At 59.1% G+C, this 2,559-nt stretch carries 1 protein-coding gene; it reads left to right on the top strand.

What is annotated here, in order from left to right:
• Window positions 1–620: 620 nt before the first annotated feature.
• A complete protein-coding gene (locus M2427_RS41955; protein WP_280712555.1) occupies window positions 621–2,483 on the top strand; it encodes a reverse transcriptase domain-containing protein in 1,863 nt (620 codons plus the stop codon).
• Window positions 2,484–2,559 lie beyond the last annotated feature (76 nt).

Genomic DNA, 2,559 nt, shown 5'->3' on the forward strand with positions numbered 1-2,559 from the left:
CGTTGAGGCGTGGAGAAGAAGGGAGTGTTCGAAAGAATGGAGCCTGCTGGTTATGGCTCTTACTTGCCCGGCTTACCGGTGTCGGAAACGACTGAAACTCCGAAAGGAGAACGGGACCAGAGCATGCCGGGAAACGTCTCGAAATCGGGCGCCGCAGCCCGGTGGAGAGCACAGAGTAAGGTGTGCATGGTGAAAGCTGTATTGCCTGAATCCCAGTTTCCAGTTGCCAAAGGGCTGGCCGTAGCGAACGCGGCTGACACGCTATGCCACGCGGGGCAGATCGCACCGGCCAGTGCGATTTGCCACCGGTCCGCGTGGGACGACCACCATCCGTGGGTCAAGGAGACGAATGGGACACCTAAACACACTGCAACTTCCTACACACGCAACTACGGGATCGCCTGCAGCAGGTTCTTTCGAGGACCTGTATGGCGACGGAGCCGTCATAGTACCCAAATGCCCGGAGTAATGGCCGGGACAGCCACCGCGAGGTGGACGATCATGCGTATAAGGCCGGGTGACCGGACCGAAAGCGCCTCCGATCGGGGGAAGGACGATGCCGCCAACAACGGCATTTGCAGTATGCGTAGAAGAGATTCTTCGACGGAGAGGTTCTGCTGATGCAGGCCGCTACCATCCAGAGAAGAATTGAATCACTGCCGACTTTGTCGCGGTCGGGCAAGCGCGTAAATGGCCTTCACCGCCTGATGAGATCTCCGCATCTCTTCGAGTGGGCCTACGAAAAGGTCTCCCGCAACAAGGGAGCCCTGACGCCCGGTGTAGATGGCAAGACTTTCGACGGCATGTCGCTGGCGAAGCTCGCTGACATCGCCAGGCGCGTAGCAGACGGCACTTATCGCTTCCGGCCAGTCCGGCGGGTCTATATCCCAAAGGACAACGGCAAAACACGACCGCTGGGTATCCCCACGGTGGAAGACCGGCTCGTTCAGGAGGCGGTCAGGATTCTGCTCGAAGCGATCTACGAACCTGTGTTCCTCGATGAGTCGCATGGGTTCCGCCCGAGACGATCCTGTCATACCGCACTCAAGTCCATCAAGAAGACCTGGACGGGCTGCAAGTGGCTGGTCGAAGTGGATGTGCGTGGGTTCTTCGACAACATCGACCATGACATTCTGCTTGGGCTTCTAAAGAAGCGGATCGATGACGATAGGTTTATCGCTCTGATCGAAGGAATGCTCAAAGCAGGCTACATGGAAGATTGGGTCTACGGACGCACTTACAGTGGCACGCCACAGGGCGGCGTTGTCTCGCCCCTGCTCGCCAACATCTATCTGCACGAGCTGGACCAGCACATGCAGACGATGAAGACGGGCTTCGACAAAGGCCGCGACCGACGTCCATTCCCGCGCTATGCGGCGCTGGAACGGCGCGTCCTCAGTCTCCGCCGGAAAATTGAACGGCTCCGCGCCGACGGCGCGGATCGGGCCGAGATCGACGCTGCACTCGCGGAGATCAAAGCCATTAACAAGGAGAGACGGAAAGTGCCCTCCGTCGATCCGATGGACCCCAACTTCAAAAGGCTCCGCTACTGCCGCTACGCCGATGACTTCCTCATCGGCGTAATCGGGAGCAAGCGGGAAGCGTGTGAGATCATGGCTTGCGTCGAACAATTCCTGACGCAGACATTGAAGCTCACCGTGTCGCCCGAGAAAACTGGGGTCTACGCCGCTTCAAAGGGAGTGACCTTCCTGAGCTATCGCATCGCGACATACACATCCTATGGGGCTGGACGCAAATCCAACCGCACGGGACCGGATGGACGGACATGGCGCGTGGTACGCCGGCCGACCACCGGCAATGTCAGTTTGCGAGTGCCGCGGAAGGGGGTTACCGCGTTCTGCAAGCGACACGGCTATGGCGATCTCGCCAGGAAAACTGGCCGTCCTCGCGAGCAGTTCTTGGCAACCAGCGATGTCGCAACCGTCCTCGCCTACAACTCAGAGTTCCGTGGTTTTGCGAACTACCATTCGTTTGCTGATGACTTCAAGAGCGCCTTGGGACTGTTGGAGCTTGTTGTGTTCCGCAGCCTTGTGAAGACGCTGGCGATGCGACATCGGACGACGAGAGCGAGAACCATGGCGCGTCTGTGGAATGGTACGGACTACGAGGTTAGCTCCGTGGTCCGTGGTAAGCTTCGCAGCATCAAGCTGTGGAGGCTGAAGCATCTGACCCAAACCTACTGGACGAGTCCTGTGGTCGACAGCGTCACGGCAGGGGCGTGGTGGGTCAAAAGCCCAAATGATCTGATCGACCGCCTTAGCGCTCGCAGATGCGAAGCGTGCGGCGATACGACGGGACCATTTGAGATGCATCACCTCCGCCGCGTAGGAGACCTGCGAAGCGGATCGCTGACGGTCTGGAAACGATCCGGTTGGCGGCGCAAGACCATCGTCCTGTGTCCGTCATGCCGTTTAACCGTCTCCGGTCGAGAGCATGCGCGTATGGAAAGCCGTGTGCATTGAAAAGTGCCCGCACGGTTTGGGGGGAGGCGTAGGGATATCCTCGTCGAGGTATCCCGCGCCTACCCTACCGAGACGC

Source organism: Bradyrhizobium sp. BR13661 (assembly GCF_029892425.1).
Lineage (GTDB): Bacteria > Pseudomonadota > Alphaproteobacteria > Rhizobiales > Xanthobacteraceae > Bradyrhizobium.